This window comes from Citrobacter sp. GW821-FHT07H02 (assembly GCF_059418505.1).
Genome location: NZ_JBWKPZ010000004.1, coordinates 134,096 through 151,483, shown reverse-complemented (window position 1 = coordinate 151,483; position 17,388 = coordinate 134,096). Strand labels below are relative to the sequence as shown.

Here is a 17,388-nt window from a genome sequence, read left to right as displayed (position 1 = left end):
CCGCCCGGGTGAGGGTTGTTACCTGCCTCACACTTTCCCACGCATAGCTATTTTGTTCATATCACTGACCTTTTACTGCAACGCAATTACCCATACCGGAGCGAATAATCCTCTTTACACCTGATGGGGGAGAATTCTCAATGGAAACGCGTAAGCTGTCTGTAAGAGAAAAGATCGGTTATGGCATGGGTGACGCCGGATGTAACATCATATTTGGCGCTATTATGCTGTTTGTTAACTATTTTTATACGGATATTTTTGGTCTGGCTCCGGCACTGGTCGGCGTGTTGCTGCTTTCTGTGCGCGTCATTGACGCCGTCACTGACCCGATTATGGGAGCTCTGGCAGACCGCACGCGCAGCAAATACGGGCGTTTCCGCCCCTGGCTGCTGTGGATTGCCTTCCCCTATGCCCTGTTTAGCGTACTGATGTTTACCACACCTGAGTGGAGCTACAACAGCAAGGTTATCTATGCGTTTGTCACCTATTTTCTGTTATCCATCACTTACACAGCCATCAACATTCCTTATTGCTCATTAGGCAGTGTTATCACCAACGACCCGAAAGAGCGCGTCGCCTGTCAGTCTTATCGCTTTGTACTGGTGGGTATCGCCACCCTGCTGCTGTCGCTTACGCTCTTGCCAATGGCGGACTGGTTCGGCGGCGAAAACAAAGCCAAAGGTTATCAGATGGCGATGACCGTACTGGCCTTTATCGGCATGTGCATGTTCTTGTTTTGCTTCGCCACCGTGCGCGAGCGTATACGTCCGGCGGTTCCGACCAACGACGATTTAAAAGCGGACCTCAAAGACGTCTGGAAGAACGACCAGTGGGTTAAAATCCTGCTGTTAACCCTGTGCAATGTATGCCCGGGGTTTATTCGCATGGCGGCAACCATGTATTACGTCACCTGGGTTATGCAACAGAGTACCCATTTCGCGACGCTGTTTATCAGCCTGGGCGTGGTCGGGATGATGGGGGGCAGCATGCTGGCGAAAGTGCTGACGGACCGCTGGTGTAAACTGAAGGTCTTTTTCTGGACCAACATCGTACTGGCGATTTTCTCCTGCGCCTTTTACTTCCTCGACCCGCATGCGACAACACTGATTGTCGTACTGTACGTACTGCTCAATATTCTCCATCAGATCCCTTCCCCGCTGCACTGGTCGCTAATGGCGGATGTGGATGACTACGGCGAATGGAAAACAGGTAAACGTATCACCGGGATCAGTTTTTCCGGCAACCTGTTCTTCCTGAAATTGGGCCTGGCGATTGCCGGGGCGATGGTGGGTTTCCTGCTCTCCTGGTACGGCTACGACGCCGGAGCGAAAGCGCAAAGTGAAAATGCCATCAATGGCATTATGCTGCTGTTCACCATCATTCCAGGCATTGGCTATCTGATCACGGCGGGTGTCGTCCGCCTGCTGAAAGTCGATCGCGAATTTATGCAGCAGATTCAGGCCGATCTGGAGAAACGTCGTATCAACTACCGCGAGCTCAACGAGTATCAGGACATTCACTCTGCAGAAACAGTAAGGAAAGCCTAATGCACACCTGGCCAAATCCGTTTATTGAGCAACGCGCCGATCCGTTTATCCTCCAGGACGGCAGCCATTACTACTTCATTGCTTCCGTCCCGGAATACGATCGCCTGGAGATCCGTCGGGCCAATTCGCTGGAAGGATTGCGCGATGCCGCACCCGTTGTGGTTTGGCGCAAGCCAGAAAGCGGTCCAATGAGCGAACTGATCTGGGCGCCAGAACTGCACCACATTGAAAATAAGTGGTACATCTATTTTGCCGCCGCGCACACCCAGGCGCTCGACAGTTTGGGCATGTTCCAGCACCGCATGTTTGCTCTCGAGTGCACAAATGCCGATCCACTGACTGGCGTTTGGATTGAAAAAGGCCAGATAGAAACACCGTTCGACACCTTCGCGCTGGATGCCACCACGTTTAGCCATCAGGGGAAACAGTGGTATCTGTGGGCGCAAAAATCGCCTGACATCGCCGGAAACTCGAACATCTATATCGCTGAACTGTCCAATCCGTGGACGCTCAAAGGTGAGCCGGTCATGCTTAGCAAACCCGAGTATGACTGGGAATGCCGCGGCTTTCTGGTCAACGAAGGCCCCGCCGTTTTGCGACACGACGATACGCTGTTTATCAGCTATTCGGCCAGCGCCACGGATGAAAACTACTGTATGGGGTTGCTGTGGATTGCGGCAGATGCCGATCCGCTGAACCCGGATAACTGGCAAAAATCACCGCATCCGGTCTTTACCACCAGCAATGAAAACCGCCAGTACGGCCCAGGGCATAACAGTTTTACAAAAACACCGGATGGAGAAGATGTGCTGATTTATCACGCACGTAACTACACCGAAATCGAAGGCGATCCGCTCTACGATCCTAATCGTCACACACGTCTGAAGTTAGTTCACTGGAAGGAAAACGGGATGCCTGATTTTGGCATCCCGCCTGCAGATACGCTCTAACTCACCGCCCGGTAAGCGCAGCGCCACCGGGCCGATTCTTGCAGCCGGATCTGCGCAGCCTCATCCGGCGATACAACGTTAAATCAGCGTCCCATAAATCGTCAGCAGTGCTATCACTACCACCACCACAAACGACGCTTTCTTCGCCATCGAAACAGCGGCTTTCGGCGTTTCTACTTTGCCCGTATGTGACTCCCGCGCCAGTGAGAACTGCGCCAGACGCGTCAGCACCTGATACTGTGAGGTGCGCAAATCCGCCAGCGAAGCAAACCAGGCTGGCAGCGCCTTCTCACCGTGTCCCAACAAGGCATAAACCACACCAGCAAGACGCACGGGGATCCAGTCCACCACATGCAGAATGGCATCAACCCCCGATTGCAGACGCTGATGCGGGTTTTGATAACGCGCCAGCCAGGATTGCCATGCGCGTAAAAAGGCGTAACCAATGAGCGTCACAGGCCCCCACGAACCACCGACAATAAACCAGAACAGCGGCGCCAGATAGAAACGAAAGTTAATCCATAACAGCGCATTTTGCAGTTCACGCAGAAACTCGCGCTCATTGCACTCCGGTGGAACGCCATGGATCAGCGTCAACTCGTTGGCCATCGCCTCACGCGCATGCGCGTCATCGCGAGAAGCCGCATTCAGATAGGCGTGATAATGCAGGCGCACTTTACCTGCGCCGACACAGAGCAGGCCGATCAGGATCCAGACCGCAAGCGTTGGGGCATTGAACAGCAAACCTTCCAGCGCGCGCAGCAGCAAAAAGGTGATGCCCATCGCAATCGCCGTCATTCCCAGCGTTCGCAGCATCGAAAAATGCTTAATGCGGCGGAAAAACGCCTCCAGTCGGTGATCGAGGTGCCAGTGCTCACCCAGCTTAAACAGGCGCTCAACGATCAGCACCAATAATGTTGTAAACAGCGTCATGTCATCTCCTTGTGCGACGAGGGGGTGACCAGAGCGCGAAACTTCGCCCAGTCAAACGACGGGCCAGGATCGGTTTTACGCTCAGGCGCAATATCGCAATGTCCGGTCATGTTGTTGGTTATTGCCGGGTAAAGCGCGATTAGCGTGCGCGTCACTGCGGCCAGTTGCTGATACTGCTCATCGCTATAGGCCAACGTGTCTGTACCTTCCAGCTCAATACCGATGGAAAAATCATTACAGCGCTCACGCCCGTGATAGTTCGATACTCCTGCATGCCATGCTCGCTTATCGAAAGGAACATACTGGACGATTTCGCCATCGCGGCGAATCAGACAATGGGCAGAAACACGCAGGTGAGCAATCCCGGCAAAAAATGGGTGGGCATCGGGATCCAGAGTTCCTGTGAATAATGCATCAATCCAGGGGCCACCAAACTCACCGGGCGGTAAGCTGATATTGTGCACCACCAATAATGAAGGAATTTCGTCGTCCGGGCGGCAATCAAAATGCGGAGAGGGGACACGTCGCGCCTCTGCCAGCCATCCCTTGTCTAACAACATGCAAGATCTCCTTAAATGTGGTGCTGATATCCGGTTCAGAGTAGCATGTTTCTACCTTATGATTCGTTAGCAATTGGAGTTTTATCATGCCGCCTCGCCGCTATAACCCTGACTACCGACGTGACGCGCTGTTGGAACGCATAAATCTGGATATCCCTGCCGCTGTTGCCCAGGCGCTGCGCGAAGATTTAGGCGGAGAAGTTGACGCCAGTAACGATATTACCGCGCAACTTTTGCCGGAGAACACACGTTCTCACGCCATCGTTATTACACGCGAAGACGGCGTATTTTGCGGCAAACGCTGGGTTGAAGAGGTCTTTATTCAACTGGCAGGCGACGATGTAAGCCTCACCTGGCATGTCGCAGATGGCGACAGCATCAAAGCCAACCAGCCGCTATTTGAACTTGATGGCCCGTCTCGTATCTTGCTGACGGGTGAACGCACCGCGCTCAATTTTGTTCAAACGCTCTCTGGCGTTGCCAGCGTGGTACGCGAATATGTCGATCTGCTTGCTGGCACAAACACCCAATTGCTGGATACACGCAAAACGCTGCCAGGTCTGCGTACTGCGCTAAAATACGCGGTACTCTGCGGTGGCGGCGCGAACCATCGGCTAGGTCTTTCTGACGCATTCTTGATCAAAGAGAACCACATTATTGCCTCCGGCTCCGTACGCCAGGCCGTTGAAAAAGCGTTCTGGCTGCACCCGGATGTTCCGGTAGAGGTCGAAGTTGAAAATCTGGATGAGTTGGACGACGCGCTGAAAGCGGGCGCGGATATCATCATGCTGGACAATTTCGAAACAGAACAAATGCGCGAGGCAGTTAAACGCACTAACGGTCAGGCGCGACTGGAAGTTTCGGGTAATGTGACCCATGAAACCCTGCGTGAATTTGCCGAAACGGGTGTCGATTTCATCTCCGTAGGCGCACTCACCAAGCACGTACGCGCACTGGATCTCTCCATGCGTTTTCGCTAATCGCTGATTGCATTGCTCAATGGCGCTTCGCTTATCGGGCCTGGCATCCTCGCTTCTTTTGTATGCCGGATAAGGCGCTCACGCCGCCATCCGGCATTTTCTTCGAGCCTCTTCGCAAAGGCTCTGTCTGACTTTGAAACCAACATAAATACGCCTGAACTCGCCTTCCCGTTTTGCTTTTTGCCACTCGTATGCAGAGCCCTGTGTTTGCCACAGTAGCGCCAGCTAACTCAAGGAGCAGACAATGGACAAGCAACGTGGCTTCACGCTTATCGAATTGATGGTCGTCATTGGCATCATCGCCATTTTAAGTGCAATTGGTATCCCGGCTTATCAGAACTACCTGCGTAAAGCGGCACTGACCGACATGCTGCAAACCTTCGTCCCCTATCGCACCGCGGTGGAACTGTGCGCGCTGGACCATGGTGGGATGGATACGTGCAATGCCGGTACCAATGGTATTCCATCCCCCACGACCACCCGCTATGTCTCAGAAATGAGCGTAGTGAAAGGCGTCGTCATCCTTACCGGGCAAGAAAGCCTCAATGGTCTGAGCGTCACCATGACGCCTGGCTGGGATAACGCTAACGGTATTACGGGCTGGACACGCGTTTGCGCGATTCAGAATGACAGCGCATTGCAGCAAGCCTGCGAAGACGTTTTTCGCTTTGACGCCAACTGAGGTTAAATGATGAAAGACGCACAACTCCAGGCCTTGTGCCAGCGCCATCAGGCTGTACTCATCAATGTGGATAGCGATACTGTCCATATCGCCGTGGTCGACTCGCCCTCTCAGGGATTGTTGGATGCGCTGCGGTTCGCTACGCAAAAACGGATCGATCTCGTGTGCTGGACCCAACAACAGATGGAAAGTCATCTGCACAAACCCCAGAAAGCGCCGTCGACAGCTATTACGGAAAACAGCCCCACTGCCGCTGGATTGCTGCATCAGACCTTACAGACTGCACTGGCAAAACGCGCCTCTGATATTCACATTGAACCGTCTGAAAACCATTACCGAATCAGACTACGCGTGGACGGCGTGTTACACGCCTTGCCGAACATTTCGTCAGACACGGGCACCGCGCTGACAGCAAGACTCAAAGTGCTGGGTCATCTGGACATCGCGGAACACCGTCTCCCACAGGACGGGCAGTTCACCATCGAATTAACCGGTAGCACAGTCTCATTTCGTATCGCCACGCTTCCCTGTCGGGGAGGAGAGAAAGTGGTGCTCCGCCTGCTACACCAGGTCAATCAGGCGTTGGACATAAAAATGCTGGGGATGCATGAATCCCAGTTAACCGAATTCATGCAAGCGCTACAGCAACCGCAGGGACTGGTGTTGGTCACAGGCCCGACCGGGAGCGGAAAAACAGTCACACTCTACAGCGCACTGCAAACACGCAACATGCCAGACCTTAACCTCTGTAGTGTGGAAGATCCGATCGAGATCCCCATTGAAGGTCTCAACCAGACACAAATTCACCCTCGTGCGGGTCTCACTTTTCAGGGCGTATTACGTGCCTTGCTGCGCCAGGATCCCGATATCATCATGGTTGGCGAAATCCGCGACGGAGAAACGGCGGAAATTGCCATTAAAGCAGCGCAAACCGGCCATTTAGTTCTCTCGACACTGCATACCAACTCAACCATTGAAACATTGGTCCGTTTGCAGCAAATGGGTGTGGCGCGCTGGATGCTTTCCTCAGCGTTGACGCTGGTGGTTGCCCAACGTCTGGTGCGAAAACTGTGCCCGCACTGTCGGCATACCACCGGAGATTCCATAACTCTCCCGGCTGCACTATGGCCCACGTGGCTACCGCGCTGGCAGGCGCCCGGTTGCGAACATTGTCACCATGGGTTCTACGGGCGAACGGCACTGTTCGAAGTCCTGCCCGTCACGCCAGCGCTCAGGCAACTCATCGCTACCGGAACTGACATTGAAACGCTTGAATCCCATGCCCAGCAGGCCGGTATGCGTTCGCTTTTTGACAATGGCTGCCAGGCCGTTGAACAAGGATTAACGACATTTGAAGAGTTGATCCGTATACTGGGTATGCCTCATGGCAGCTAAACAACTTTGGCGTTGGCAGGGCCTTAACAACGAAGGCGTCTCTGCCGACGGCACGTTGTGGGCTGAGAACCGGGTATTGTTGCTTGTGGCTCTGGCGCAACAACGAATTACACCGCTTCGAGTCAGGCGCATAAGCGTGAAAACTGCCCAATGGCGTGCAGAAAAAACGGCAGAACTTATCTACCAACTGGCAACGCTCCTCAAAGCAGGATTGACACTTTCAGAAGGGCTGACGTTACTTGCAGGGCAGCATCCCAGTGGGCAATGGCGGGCATTACTACACGTTCTGGCGCACGACCTGGAACAGGGAATACCGTTTTCCAGCGCGCTGTCGCAATGGTCTAATGTCTTTCCCCCGCTCTATCAGGCGATGATTCGTACTGGGGAATTAACGGGTAAGCTTGATGAATGCTGTTTTGAGCTGGCCCGCCAGCAAAAGGCGCAGCAACAGCTTACGGAAAAAGTGAAAAAAGCGCTGCGCTATCCCATCATCATTTTAACCATGGCGGTACTGGTGGTTATCGCTATACTGCACTTTGTTCTGCCGGAATTTGCGGCCATCTATAAAACGTTCAATACACCGCTACCCACCCTGACGCGTGGGGTGATGGCATTCGCTGATTTTACAGCGTCCTCGGGATGGCTACTGGCATTGCTTTGCATCGTGTTAGCGGTGGCAAATATGCTGCTAAGGCGAAAGCCTTCCTGGCAGATCGTGTGCCAGCGTCTTCTACTGCGAACACCGGTGATTGGTCGTCTGGCGCGGGGACAGAAGCTTACTCAAATATTTACCATTCTGGCGCTGACGCAAAGTGCGGGCATCACTTTTTTACACGGGCTGGAGAGCGTGAGAGAAACGATCGTTTGCCCCTGGTGGTCGCAACGACTGATGCAAATTCAGCACGACATTACCGCAGGACACCCCATCTGGCTGGCGTTCAAAAATGCCGGAGAATTTAGTCCATTATGCCTGCAACTGGTGAGAACAGGAGAAGCCTCTGGCTCGCTGGATACGATGCTGCATAACCTTGCCCGACATCACAGTGAAAATACGCTCTCCCTGGCAGATAACCTGGCGGCACTGCTGGAACCCACGCTGTTGGTGATAACCGGGTTAATTATAGGAACGCTGGTGGTGGCAATGTATTTGCCCATTTTCCATCTCGGGGATGCAATGAGCGGAGGATAGTGAGAGGCTGGCGCTGAATACAGCGCCAGCACAGGCGATTACAGGCTATTGAAAACGCGGTTTTCTTGTTCCTGAACGCGAATAAAGGTGGTGCGCTTGGTCAGTTCTTTCAGACGAGATGCCCCAACATAAGTACAGGCAGAACGCAAACCGCCCAGGATATCACGCGCGGTGTTTTCAACCGGGCCACGCAGTGGCAGCTTAACGGTTTTACCCTCTGCAGCACGGTACTGCGCAACGCCACCTACGTGGCGAGTCATTGCAGACTCTGAACTCATACCGTAGAACAGCATGAACTTCTCGCCGTTCTCTTCGACAATTCTCCCGCCGCTTTCTTCGTGACCCGCCAGCATTCCGCCCAGCATCACGAAGTCTGCGCCACCGCCAAAGGCTTTGGCAACATCGCCTGGCATCGTACAACCGCCATCGCTGACAATCATGCCGCCCAGACCATGTGCTGCATCGGCACATTCAATCACAGCAGAAAGCTGCGGATAGCCCACGCCAGTTTTCACTCGGGTTGTGCATACAGAACCAGGGCCAATCCCAACCTTCACGATATCCGCGCCGGAAAGAACCAGTTCTTCACACATTTCACCGGTGACTACATTACCTGCACAGATGGTTTTTGTTGGCCATGCTTCACGCGCTTTTGCCACAAACTGTACGAAATGCTCAGAGTAACCGTTTGCCACATCAATACAGATAAAGTTCAGTGCCGGATTCAGCGCCAGAATCTGATTCGTTTTTTCAAAATCAGCATCAGAAGTCCCGGTAGAGACCATCACGTGCTTAATGACATCTGCAGATGCTTCACTGACAAACGCGCTCCAGTCTGCAACGGAGTAGTGCTTGTGAACGGCGGTCAGAATACCGAAAGAAGCCAAAGCGGCAGCCATCGAAAATGTACCAACGGTGTCCATATTCGCAGCAATAACCGGGACGCCAGACCAGGTCTGACCTGAGTGTTTAAAGGTAAATTCACGTTCCAGTTCAACATCGGAACGACTTTTGAGAGTAGAACGCTTAGGGCGGATAAGAACGTCTTTGAAACCTAACTTCAGATCTTCTTCGATACGCATGTGCGGATTCCTGGGGTTAATGACTATTAGAATGAGAGCACAACTCCAGTGACGCTATCATACGCACTAATCATGGCTTCGCAAGACTGCGAAATTCTCTTTTTTTACGCTACAATCCCATAAATTTACCTGGCGAACAGTGGGCAACCCCCACGACAGCCTCGCCTTCGCATGTTTAACTTTTAACCATTTGATTATCAAAATCAATTTCCCGGGATCAAATTATATGAGGTATACGGTAGCCTTAACGGGCGGCATCGGCAGTGGTAAAAGCACCGTTGCAAATGCATTTGCTGACCTCGGAATAAACGTGATTGATGCAGATATTATTGCCCGCCAGGTGGTTGAACCCGGCCAACCCGCCCTTAACGCGATTGCGGAACATTTTGGTTCAGACGTTATCGCTGCGGACGGTTCGTTGCAGCGGCGAGTTTTGCGCGAACGCATATTTGCCGCCCCAGAAGAGAAGTCCTGGCTAAATGGCTTGCTGCACCCACTCATCCAGCAGGAAACTCAGCGGCAATTTCAGCAAACCACATCGCCTTACGTGCTTTGGGTGGTGCCGCTGCTGGTTGAAAACGCGCTCTACAAAAAGGCCAATCGCGTACTGGTGGTTGATGTCACCCCGGAAACACAGCGCCTTAGAACCATGCAACGCGATGATGTGACGCGTGAGCATGTTGAACAAATTCTGGCTGCCCAGGCGACGCGTGAAGCGCGTCTTGCCGTGGCGGACGATGTTATTGATAATAACGGCGCACCGGATGCCATTGCATCGGATGTCGCACGCCTGCACGCGCGCTATTTGCAACTTGCGTCGCAGTTTGTCTCACAGGAAAAACCGTAATGCACACCCAGGTCCTTTTTGAACACCCTCTCAATGAGAAGATGCGTACATGGCTGCGCATTGAATTTCTGATTCAACAACTTTCCGTCAAACTCCCTATTGCAGATCATGCCGGGGCACTGCATTTCTTCCGCAATATCGGCGACTTGCTGGACGTGTTTGAGCGTGGTGAAGTGCGCACAGAACTTCTCAAAGAACTTGAGCGCCAGCAGCGTAAGCTTAAGGCCTGGATGGAAGTGCCTGGTGTAGATCAAAGTCGAATCGATGCCCTTCGCCAACAATTAAAAACGGCTGGCAGCATTTTGATTTCAGCGCCGCGAATTGGCCAGGAACTGCGTGAAGATCGCCTTGTCGCTCTGGTGCGCCAACGCCTGAGTATTCCAGGCGGCTGCTGTAGTTTTGACCTGCCAACGCTGCACATCTGGCTGCATCTTCCGCAATCGCAACGCGATGCCCAGGTTGAAACATGGCTTACAAGCCTGAATCCACTCAATCAGGCGTTGACGTTGATCCTGGATCTGATCCGTAACTCCGCGCCTTTCCGTAAGCAAACCAGCCTGAATGGTTTCTATCAGGATAACGGTGATGATGCGGATCTGTTGCGTCTGCAACTGACGCTGGACTCACAGCTTTATCCGCAAATTTCAGGGCACAAGAGCCGTTTTGCGATCCGTTTTATGCCGCTGGACAGTGAAAATGGCCTGGTTCCTGAACGCCTGGACTTTGAGCTGGCATGTTGTTAAGAAGTGAGTTTAAGGAGCGAAAATGTCTGAACAAACCATCGTAAACTGCCCAACCTGCGGTAAAAATGTTGTCTGGAGCGAAGCCAGTCCATTTCGTCCGTTCTGTTCCAAACGCTGTCAGTTGATCGATTTAGGTGAATGGGCCGCCGAAGAAAAACGCATTCCCAGTTCTGGCGATCTGTCAGAGAGTGATGACTGGAGCGAAGAACAGCAGTAAATCTGCTGCTGTTCTGTCGGGCGGGTACCGCCATTGTTTGCCGGATGGAGGCTACGCCTTATCCGGCCTGTGGCCTACATGTTCTGCTTTAACTTCGTAATAACGGGTTCATTTGCCGGCGGAAAATCTTTCGCATCCAGCTCGCTCTGTGCAATCCACTGACCGGGTTGTCCTTCCCTTCCCCACGGCTCCCCTTCCCAGCTTTCGACCAGCCAGAACCAGAGGGTGATATGCCGATCCGGGAACTGATATTCCAGCGTATCAAATAACGTCGCACCTTGCGGTGTAATGCCTACCTCTTCCTGTAGCTCACGAATCAGCGCCTGTTCCGGCGTTTCACCCAATTCAATTTTCCCACCAGGAAATTCCAGCTTATTCGCCATATGGGCATCTGCGGCGCGTTGAGTTATGAAGATCTCCCCCGCGTCGTTGCGAATAATGCCCACCGCGATTTGCAGTATTTTCATATTATCTCGTCCATAAAAAAGGCGCAGATATCTGCGCCTTTATCGTTTTTATTCAGACCTTAGCTCAGACGACCATGGCACTGTTTGTATTTTTTACCGGAACCGCAAGGGCATGGATCATTACGACCCACTTTGCGATCGCCCGTTTGCGCAGCCAGCTCTTCTGCCACAGCGGAATCATCACCTTTATGGCTCAGTTGTTGCATTTGCGCCAAACGTTCAGCTTCTTCACGACGCTGCTGTTCCATGGCTTCAACCTCTTCCGGCATGCGAACCTGAACTTTGCTCAGCGTACTGATCACTTCGTATTTCAGTGACTCCAGCATAGAGGCAAACATGGCGAAAGATTCACGTTTATATTCCTGCTTCGGATCTTTCTGCGCATAGCCACGCAGGTGGATACCCTGACGCAAGTAATCCATCGCCGCCAGGTGCTCTTTCCACAGTGAATCGAGTGTTTGCAGCATAACGCCCTTCTCGAAGTGGCGCATCATTTCTGCACCGACCACTTCTTCTTTGCGCTGGTACACATCGATAGCATGCGCCAGAATACGTTCACGCAGCGTTTCTTCATGCAGTTCAGGCTCTTTATCCAGCCACTCTGAAATCGGCATCTCGAGATCAAAATCGTTTTTCAGGCGTTCCTGCAGCCCTGGAACATCCCACATCTCTTCCAGCGACTGCGGCGGAATATAGGCATCGATGGTGACTTTGAACACATCTTCGCGGATGCTGTTGATGGTTTCGCTTACGTCACTCACATCCAGCAGTTCATTACGCTGGCTGTAGATAGCGCGACGCTGATCGTTCGCCACATCATCATATTCCAGCAGTTGCTTACGAATATCGAAGTTACGGCTTTCCACTTTACGCTGTGCGTTGGCAATCGCTTTAGTTACCCACGGGTGCTCAATGGCTTCGCCCGGTTTCATGCCCAGTTTGCGCATCATGCCTGAAACACGGTCAGAGGCGAAGATACGCATCAGCGCATCTTCCATCGACAGGTAGAAACGGGAAGAACCGGCGTCACCCTGACGACCAGAACGGCCACGAAGCTGGTTATCGATACGACGAGATTCGTGACGCTCGGTACCAATGATGTGCAAACCGCCCGATGCCAGCACCGCATCATGACGCACCTGCCAGTCTGCTTTGATCTGCGCAATCTGTTCCGGAGTTGGATTTTCAAGCTCGGCCACTTCCGCCTGCCAGCTACCGCCCAGCACGATATCGGTACCACGACCTGCCATGTTAGTCGCGATGGTCACTGCAGCCGGGTAACCCGCCTGTGCAACGATCGCCGCTTCGTTGGCGTGGAATTTGGCGTTCAGAACGTTATGTTTGATACCGGCTTTCACCAGCTCGTTAGAAACCACTTCGGATTTCTCGATGGAGATCGTACCGACCAGCACCGGCTGACCATTCGCAGTACGCTCTTTGATATCTTCAATAATCGCCTGAATTTTTTCCGCTTCCGTCATGTAGACCAGGTCCGGCATGTCTTTACGGATCATCGGACGGTTGGTCGGAACCACAACGGTATCCAGCTTGTAGATAGAGCTAAATTCAAATGCTTCGGTATCTGCTGTACCGGTCATACCGGCCAGTTTCTCGTACAGACGGAAGTAGTTCTGGAACGTAATGGAGGCCAGCGTCTGGTTTTCGTTCTGGATATCCACGCCTTCTTTCGCTTCAACGGCCTGGTGCAAACCGTCAGACCAGCGACGCCCCTGCATGGTACGACCGGTGTGTTCGTCAACGATGATAACTTCACCGTCTTTCACGATGTAGTCGACGTCGCGGGTGAACAGCACGTGCGCGCGCAGCGCTGCGGTGACGTGGTGCATCAGCATAATGTTGCCCGGAGAGTACAGCGACTCACCTTCGTCCATGATGCCTTCATTCACCAGCAGTTCTTCAATCAGTACCAGACCACGTTCAGTTAGGTTCACCTGACGGGCTTTTTCATCAACGGAGAAATGGCCTTCACCCTGGAAGGTGTCGGAGTCTTCTTTCTCCTGGCGCACCAGGCGCGGGATGATTTTGTTCACTTTCATATACATTTCTGAGCTGTCTTCAGCCGGACCAGAAATGATAAGCGGCGTACGTGCTTCATCGATCAGGATGGAGTCCACCTCATCCACCAGCGCGTAGTGCAGTTTACGCTGAACGCGTTCTTCAGGGCTGAACGCCATGTTGTCGCGCAGGTAATCAAAGCCGTATTCGTTGTTGGTGCCGTAAGTGATGTCCGCCGCGTATGCTTCACGTTTTGCAGGAGCTGGCAGGCCAGACATGTTGATGCCGACGCTCATGCCGAGGAATTCAAACAGTGGGCGGTTATTTTCGGCGTCACGCTGTGCCAGGTAGTCGTTCACGGTCACCACATGCACACCTTTCCCGCTTAATGCGTTCAGGTAAGCAGGCAGCGTTGCAGTCAGCGTTTTACCTTCACCGGTACGCATTTCCGCGATGCAGCGATCGTTAAGGACCATACCGCCTAACAACTGAACGTCAAAGTGGCGCATCCCGAAGACACGTTTACTGGCTTCGCGGACAACCGCAAAGGCTTCCGGAATCAGGCTTTCCAGGCTTTCACCTTTTTCCAGACGAGCACGGAACTCTGCTGTTTTCGCTTTCAGTTCGTCATCGGAGAGTTTTTCCATCTCCGGTTCCATGGCATTAATCACGCCGACCACTTTGCGCATGCGACGCAACGTACGATCGTTACGACTACCGAATACTTTCGTTAATAATTTGATTAGCATAATAATAAAATCTCAAACGCCCCGCGAAGCGAAGTCATAAAAATGAATTAAAGGTTTTTTTGTTGTTAGCTGAGGCGTTGAGGACCGGCACGTATTCCCTGCGCCTGGCTAATCCAGACGGAAACGTTAAATACGGCCTGAGGTGTAAAATGGGCGTACGCCAGATGGCGCACGATCGCAGGCGGCTGGCCTTCCTGAGTCAGCATGGCGCTGAGCGTATTCAGTAAAGCAAGATGATGCGCCTGGAGCGGTAACGGTTCTTCAGCAACGGGCAGCGCTTGCGGCGCCATTGCGAAGGAAAGATGGCGAATAACCGTTCGAATTGCATGTTGGTGCCAGTAATCGACGGTAAAATTCGGGCGACGATTGGTGGCTTCCAACAACGCAAGCTGGCTAAAGTTTACCTTCGCAGATTGATCGTGGTTGCTGGCTGTCGCTTTTGCTGGCGTATTCGGCTCGGCAGCGTTACTGAGAGCGGGCAGACCAAAGCTCGCCGCGACCATCCCCAATAAGAGATGCGGCCAGAAGTACCGTCTGCCTAACTGTCGCCAGCGCGTCAGTATTCCACTCACGTCATTGCCACCTTAAAAGCCCGATCGTCGGGTTTATGCTTTCTAAACGTTATTTTTGCGCACAAATCTTATCACTAATACCGCTGTACTACAGCAGGAATGACAAAAAGCTAAGGGTAAAAATGCTTAAGAAAGCAGCGAACGCGCTGCATTTCGATTCAGCAACACATAAAAATCGCTTCGGAAAAAATGACGGGCGCGCTACAAAAAAAAACGACTGGCTTACCTGGCCGGAGAGAGTGCCAGATTAACCAGTCGAATTTATGCGACAGGGTGTGTCGTTATGCCAGTACAGTCGAAGGCGCTTTGAAAGCCAACGGCAGTTCTGCGTCGTCCTGGAAGGTCACAAATTCCCAGGCTTCCTGTTTAGCCAGGACTGCCTGCAGCAGTTTGTTATTCAGTGCATGACCGGATTTATACGCGGTAAATGCACCGATAATGTTGTGACCACACATGAACAAGTCACCGATAGCATCAAGCATTTTGTGACGAACAAATTCATCTTCAAAACGCAGGCCGTCTTCGTTCAATACGCGATAATCGTCAACAACGATGGCACAATCGAAGCTGCCGCCCAGGCACAAACCACGAGACTGCAGATATTCGATATCACGCATGAAGCCGAAAGTACGCGCACGGCTGATCTGGCGCATGAACGCGTCAGCAGAGAAGTTCATCGCATAGCGCTGTGTGCTGGAGTCGATCGCCGGATGGTTAAAGTCGATGGTGAAATCCAACGTAAAACCATTGTACGGCTTGAACTCAGCCCACTTGTCGCCATCTTCGACACGAACAGTCTCTTTGATGCGTACAAATTTCTTGGCGCTTTTCAGTTCTTCAATACCCGCATCAAGCAGCAGGTAGACGAACGGAGCAGCACTGCCATCCATGATCGGGATTTCCGGAGCATTGACTTCGATAACAATGTTATCGATGCCCAGGCCCGCCAGAGCAGCGTTAAGGTGCTCAACGGTTGAAATCCGTACATCATGCTCATTAACCAGACACGTACAGAGCATGGTATCACGCACAGATTTGGCATCGGCCGGGAAATCTACCGGTGGATTCAAGTCGGTGCGACGATAGATGACCCCGGTGTTGGCCGGCGCAGGTCGTAATGTCAGGGTGACTTTTTTGCCGGTATGTAAACCGACGCCAGTCGCCTGAACGATACGTTTAAGTGTCCTTTGTTTGATCATCGTATAATCTCGCCAAATTACCTATCCAACCGAAGTGTACTATACATTCGGCGGGTCAGTTTAGCACAAAGAGCCACGATACCCAAATTCCAGCTAATTCTTAGTCAGCTTGCTTGCGCAGGAACGCAGGGATATCGAGATAATCCGGCTCTTTAGTGGTTTGCGGCGTGTTGTCGTTAACCACTTTAGCAACCGGTTTTTGCTCTTGCGTCAACGGCGCCATGCCGTGCTGCTGGTAGCGATCCATCACTGGCTGCTGCACCTGCTTATTGGTGACCAGGGTGATTTCCGGACGTTTGTCCATACCAATTCCAGTGGCAACAACGGTAACGCGCAGTTCGTCATTCATATCCGGGTCAAGAGACGTACCGATAACCACGGTTGCATTATCCGAAGCAAATGCACGGATGGTGTTACCCACGGTTTCAAACTCATCCAGACGCAGATCGAAGCCCGCAGTAATGTTGACCAGTACGCCGCGAGCGCCAGACAGATCGATATCTTCCAGCAGCGGAGAAGAGATAGCCATTTCAGCCGCTTCTTCCGCACGGTCTTCACCGCTCGCCACGCCGGAGCCCATCATCGCATAGCCCATTTCGGACATCACGGTGCGTACGTCTGCAAAGTCGACGTTCATCAGGCCAGGACGGGTTATCAGCTCTGCGATACCCTGTACCGCGCCTTTCAGCACGTCGTTTGCTGCGCCAAATGCGTCCAGCAGGGAAATACCGCGTCCCAGCACTTTCAGCAGTTTGTCGTTCGGAATAGTGATCAGAGAGTCCACATGTTTGGACAGCTCGGTGATACCCTGCTCCGCGAATGCCATACGCTTCTTGCCTTCAAAGTTGAAAGGCTTAGTCACGACAGCAACGGTCAGAATACCTAAATCTTTTGCGACTTCAGCAACCACTGGCGCTGCACCGGTACCGGTACCGCCACCCATGCCTGCTGCGATAAACACCATGTCTGCCCCGTCAAGCGCTGCACGCAGAGCTTCACGATCTTCGTCAGCCGCATTGCGACCCACTTCCGGGTTTGCGCCCGCCCCCAGACCTTTGGTAATACCGCTACCGATCTGAATGGTCTGGCCAACAGCAGTTTTACGCAACGCCTGGGCGTCAGTATTGACTGCAAAGAATTCAACACCTTCAATGCGCTCGCGCACCATGTGTTCAACGGCATTACCGCCGCCGCCACCGACGCCGATGACTTTAATCACCGCGTCGTTGGTCAGTTCCATAGGTTCAAACATAGTTTCTC

General features: G+C 52.6%; 17 protein-coding genes. 9 read left to right on the top strand and 8 right to left on the bottom strand.

All coding sequences use genetic code 11. The features are described from left to right. Positions 1–140 precede the first annotated feature (140 nt). Both AC07NP_RS07665 and AC07NP_RS07660 read left to right on the top strand, forming a co-directional pair. Complete coding sequence (locus AC07NP_RS07665) at positions 141–1,547, top strand: glycoside-pentoside-hexuronide (GPH):cation symporter (RefSeq protein ID WP_203358914.1); 1,407 nt, start codon at positions 141–143, stop codon at positions 1,545–1,547. Beyond that, complete coding sequence (locus AC07NP_RS07660; RefSeq protein WP_494660056.1) at positions 1,547–2,497, top strand: glycoside hydrolase family 43 protein; 951 nt, start codon at positions 1,547–1,549, stop codon at positions 2,495–2,497. Before AC07NP_RS07665 ends, AC07NP_RS07660 begins: the two co-directional genes overlap by 1 nt. A 78-nt stretch (positions 2,498–2,575) precedes the next feature. On the opposite strand, the gene ampE is transcribed toward AC07NP_RS07660, so the two are convergent. Next, positions 2,576–3,430: a beta-lactamase regulator AmpE gene (gene ampE, locus AC07NP_RS07655; RefSeq protein WP_494660055.1), complete on the bottom strand. Its 855-nt coding sequence runs from the start codon at positions 3,428–3,430 to the stop codon at positions 2,576–2,578. Further along, positions 3,427–3,990, bottom strand: coding sequence for a 1,6-anhydro-N-acetylmuramyl-L-alanine amidase AmpD (gene ampD, locus AC07NP_RS07650; protein WP_192611097.1), 564 nt, complete (start codon positions 3,988–3,990; stop codon positions 3,427–3,429). The genes ampE and ampD overlap by 4 nt, the downstream gene beginning before the upstream one ends. An 86-nt stretch (positions 3,991–4,076) precedes the next feature. On the opposite strand from ampD, the gene nadC reads away from it, so the two are divergent. The 4 genes from nadC (at position 4,077) to hofC (ending at position 8,236) form a co-directional block, all read left to right on the top strand. Continuing rightward, positions 4,077–4,970, top strand: a complete 894-nt coding sequence (gene nadC / locus AC07NP_RS07645) for a carboxylating nicotinate-nucleotide diphosphorylase (protein ID WP_494660054.1) — start codon at positions 4,077–4,079, stop codon at positions 4,968–4,970. 244 nt (positions 4,971–5,214) lie between these two features. Then, complete coding sequence (gene ppdD / locus AC07NP_RS07640; protein ID WP_494660053.1) at positions 5,215–5,652, top strand: prepilin peptidase-dependent pilin; 438 nt, start codon at positions 5,215–5,217, stop codon at positions 5,650–5,652. 9 nt (positions 5,653–5,661) lie between these two features. Continuing rightward, positions 5,662–7,047, top strand: a complete 1,386-nt coding sequence (gene gspE, locus AC07NP_RS07635) for a type II secretion system protein GspE (protein WP_494660094.1) — start codon at positions 5,662–5,664, stop codon at positions 7,045–7,047. After that, positions 7,037–8,236, top strand: a complete 1,200-nt coding sequence (hofC, locus tag AC07NP_RS07630) for a protein transport protein HofC (RefSeq protein ID WP_494660052.1) — start codon at positions 7,037–7,039, stop codon at positions 8,234–8,236. Before gspE ends, hofC begins: the two co-directional genes overlap by 11 nt. 38 nt (positions 8,237–8,274) lie before the next feature. Here the strand turns inward: hofC and AC07NP_RS07625 are convergent, their stop codons facing one another. Continuing rightward, positions 8,275–9,318 carry a GMP reductase gene (locus tag AC07NP_RS07625; protein ID WP_494660051.1) on the bottom strand — a complete coding sequence of 348 codons (1,044 nt, stop codon included), beginning with the start codon at positions 9,316–9,318 and terminating at the stop codon, positions 8,275–8,277. A 226-nt stretch (positions 9,319–9,544) separates the two neighbouring features. Between AC07NP_RS07625 and coaE the strand changes: the two genes are divergently transcribed. The 3 genes from coaE to yacG are packed head-to-tail and all read left to right on the top strand — an operon-like array spanning position 9,545 to position 11,125. Next, positions 9,545–10,165 (top strand): dephospho-CoA kinase, encoded by a 621-nt coding sequence (gene coaE / locus AC07NP_RS07620; protein ID WP_494660050.1) that lies wholly within the window; start codon positions 9,545–9,547, stop codon positions 10,163–10,165. Continuing rightward, entirely contained in the window at positions 10,165–10,908 is a 744-nt protein-coding gene (gene zapD / locus AC07NP_RS07615; protein WP_494660049.1) for a cell division protein ZapD, read from the top strand. The genes coaE and zapD overlap by 1 nt, the downstream gene beginning before the upstream one ends. 22 nt (positions 10,909–10,930) lie before the next feature. Next, the gene (yacG, locus tag AC07NP_RS07610) at positions 10,931–11,125 is read left to right on the top strand and encodes a DNA gyrase inhibitor YacG (RefSeq protein ID WP_276292834.1); all 195 of its coding nucleotides are present in this window, start codon (positions 10,931–10,933) and stop codon (positions 11,123–11,125) included. 74 nt (positions 11,126–11,199) lie between these two features. Here yacG and mutT read toward each other — a convergent pair whose 3' ends face one another. The 5 genes from mutT to ftsZ form a co-directional block, all read right to left on the bottom strand. After that, positions 11,200–11,592, bottom strand: coding sequence for an 8-oxo-dGTP diphosphatase MutT (gene mutT, locus AC07NP_RS07605; protein ID WP_276292835.1), 393 nt, complete (start codon positions 11,590–11,592; stop codon positions 11,200–11,202). A gap of 59 nt (positions 11,593–11,651) precedes the next feature. Next, positions 11,652–14,357, bottom strand: a complete 2,706-nt coding sequence (secA, locus tag AC07NP_RS07600; RefSeq protein ID WP_494660048.1) for a preprotein translocase subunit SecA — start codon at positions 14,355–14,357, stop codon at positions 11,652–11,654. A gap of 65 nt (positions 14,358–14,422) precedes the next feature. Further along, the gene (gene secM / locus AC07NP_RS07595; protein ID WP_192611086.1) at positions 14,423–14,929 is read right to left on the bottom strand and encodes a secA translation cis-regulator SecM; all 507 of its coding nucleotides are present in this window, start codon (positions 14,927–14,929) and stop codon (positions 14,423–14,425) included. Between the two features lie 281 nt (positions 14,930–15,210). Further along, positions 15,211–16,128 carry a UDP-3-O-acyl-N-acetylglucosamine deacetylase gene (gene lpxC / locus AC07NP_RS07590; protein ID WP_162381022.1) on the bottom strand — a complete coding sequence of 306 codons (918 nt, stop codon included), beginning with the start codon at positions 16,126–16,128 and terminating at the stop codon, positions 15,211–15,213. Positions 16,129–16,228: 100 nt separating this feature from the next. Beyond that, on the bottom strand, positions 16,229–17,380 hold the full coding sequence (ftsZ, locus tag AC07NP_RS07585; protein ID WP_003018753.1) for a cell division protein FtsZ: 1,152 nt from the start codon (positions 17,378–17,380) through the stop codon (positions 16,229–16,231). Positions 17,381–17,388 lie beyond the last annotated feature (8 nt).

Excerpts from the sequence above, each read along its gene's own strand:
- ftsZ (WP_003018753.1), bottom strand. The coding sequence starts at position 17,380 with ATGTTTGAACCTATGGAACTGACCAACGACGCGGTGATTAAAGTCATC.
- lpxC (WP_162381022.1), bottom strand. The coding sequence starts at position 16,128 with ATGATCAAACAAAGGACACTTAAACGTATCGTTCAGGCGACTGGCGTC.
- nadC (WP_494660054.1), top strand. The coding sequence starts at position 4,077 with ATGCCGCCTCGCCGCTATAACCCTGACTACCGACGTGACGCGCTGTTG.
- secA (WP_494660048.1), bottom strand. The coding sequence starts at position 14,357 with ATGCTAATCAAATTATTAACGAAAGTATTCGGTAGTCGTAACGATCGT.
- gspE (WP_494660094.1), top strand. The coding sequence starts at position 5,662 with ATGAAAGACGCACAACTCCAGGCCTTGTGCCAGCGCCATCAGGCTGTA.
- mutT (WP_276292835.1), bottom strand. The coding sequence starts at position 11,592 with ATGAAAATACTGCAAATCGCGGTGGGCATTATTCGCAACGACGCGGGG.
- AC07NP_RS07660 (WP_494660056.1), top strand. The coding sequence starts at position 1,547 with ATGCACACCTGGCCAAATCCGTTTATTGAGCAACGCGCCGATCCGTTT.
- AC07NP_RS07665 (WP_203358914.1), top strand. The coding sequence starts at position 141 with ATGGAAACGCGTAAGCTGTCTGTAAGAGAAAAGATCGGTTATGGCATG.
- yacG (WP_276292834.1), top strand. The coding sequence starts at position 10,931 with ATGTCTGAACAAACCATCGTAAACTGCCCAACCTGCGGTAAAAATGTT.
- ppdD (WP_494660053.1), top strand. The coding sequence starts at position 5,215 with ATGGACAAGCAACGTGGCTTCACGCTTATCGAATTGATGGTCGTCATT.
- ampE (WP_494660055.1), bottom strand. The coding sequence starts at position 3,430 with ATGACGCTGTTTACAACATTATTGGTGCTGATCGTTGAGCGCCTGTTT.
- ampD (WP_192611097.1), bottom strand. The coding sequence starts at position 3,990 with ATGTTGTTAGACAAGGGATGGCTGGCAGAGGCGCGACGTGTCCCCTCT.
- coaE (WP_494660050.1), top strand. The coding sequence starts at position 9,545 with ATGAGGTATACGGTAGCCTTAACGGGCGGCATCGGCAGTGGTAAAAGC.
- AC07NP_RS07625 (WP_494660051.1), bottom strand. The coding sequence starts at position 9,318 with ATGCGTATCGAAGAAGATCTGAAGTTAGGTTTCAAAGACGTTCTTATC.
- hofC (WP_494660052.1), top strand. The coding sequence starts at position 7,037 with ATGGCAGCTAAACAACTTTGGCGTTGGCAGGGCCTTAACAACGAAGGC.
- zapD (WP_494660049.1), top strand. The coding sequence starts at position 10,165 with ATGCACACCCAGGTCCTTTTTGAACACCCTCTCAATGAGAAGATGCGT.